The organism is Citrobacter cronae (assembly GCF_016893685.1).
GTDB lineage: Bacteria > Pseudomonadota > Gammaproteobacteria > Enterobacterales > Enterobacteriaceae > Citrobacter > Citrobacter werkmanii.
This window is the reverse complement of sequence record NZ_CP069763.1, coordinates 4,158,140-4,159,243: the sequence shown is the minus strand read 5'-3', so window position 1 is coordinate 4,159,243 and position 1,104 is coordinate 4,158,140. Positions and strand designations below refer to the sequence as shown.

3 protein-coding genes are annotated in these 1,104 nt (G+C 37.7%); all 3 read left to right on the top strand.

Annotated features, from left to right (window positions below):
- Positions 1-336 precede the first annotated feature (336 nt).
- Positions 337-549: a cold shock protein CspG gene (cspG, locus tag JSN25_RS18010; protein ID WP_079224597.1), complete on the top strand. Its 213-nt coding sequence runs from the start codon at positions 337-339 to the stop codon at positions 547-549.
- Positions 550-559: 10 nt separating this feature from the next.
- On the top strand, positions 560-748 hold the full coding sequence (gene ymcF / locus JSN25_RS18005; RefSeq protein WP_204525747.1) for a cold shock small protein YmcF: 189 nt from the start codon (positions 560-562) through the stop codon (positions 746-748).
- 73 nt (positions 749-821) lie between these two features.
- Positions 822-1,052, top strand: coding sequence for a hypothetical protein (locus tag JSN25_RS18000; RefSeq protein ID WP_000756041.1), 231 nt, complete (start codon positions 822-824; stop codon positions 1,050-1,052).
- The last annotated feature ends 52 nt before the right edge of the window (positions 1,053-1,104 follow it).

Here is a 1,104-nt window from a genome sequence, read left to right as displayed (position 1 = left end):
CAATGAAGGAAATACGACTCTTCCTTGAGTCAAAAATCCCTGACAACTTAGGGTGATAGATAAAGGTCTTACGCAGCATGACATAATTTTCGATTTAAGCTATTTAAATTAATTTTTTTGGACAAAACCCGCTGAGATTTACTTACAAAACTAAACCTTGCTATGTTTGGTTAATCATGCGTTAATGAATGTCTGGTTTGTGACGAATTTATCTGAAGCAGTCGCTGTAATAATTTTATTCCTTGTTCCTGTTGAGATTTCCTTGTTAGCTTTTCTCTCTGATAATTTTTTTTCGGACCATTCTGCCCAAGGGCTTACTCAATAAAGGTAATGTTTATGTCTAATAAAATGACTGGTTTAGTTAAATGGTTTAATCCTGATAAAGGTTTTGGTTTTATCACTCCAAAAGATGGTAGTAAAGATGTGTTTGTTCACTTCTCTGCGATCCAGAGTAATGATTTCAAGACGCTGAATGAGAATCAGGAAGTTGAATTTAGTGTTGAACAGGGACCTAAAGGCCCCACGGCAGTTAATGTCGTGGCTGTATAAGGTAACTGTTATTACTAATAATATTCACTTCAGATGTCCGTGTTGCCACGGATCTCAGTACCGAACGTCAAACTTTGATGTTACTGAAAAAAATCCTTTCGGAGCAAAATGTATTTTTTGCAAATCAACAATGATTACATTTGATAATATTGCACTGTACATTCGTTCTGCTCAGTCTTCGTTAGATTTCAGAAAATAAATTTCAGGCTCCTTATGGAGCCTTTTTTGTATGCTGAACCGACAATCTCTGTAAGAGACATCACGGTAAAATTATGAAAAAAGTCATCGTTTTTTTTAATGCAGAACCAGCAGTTGTTGTAACCGTAATGAAAGGTATTACTACGATAATGCGTGAGTTTCCCAATGGGGAAAAAGCACACCTACCCGTGATGTCAGCGGGATTCCCATCTCTGACAGGAGACCATAAAATAGTTTATGTAGCCTCTGATCGTGATGTCAGTTCAGAAGAGATCCTCGAGGCAGCCTCGAAGCTTTTGAAATGAGAGCTGGTTGTTTCGTGACCGACCCGGATTTTAGTACAGTGGTTTGTGTGGT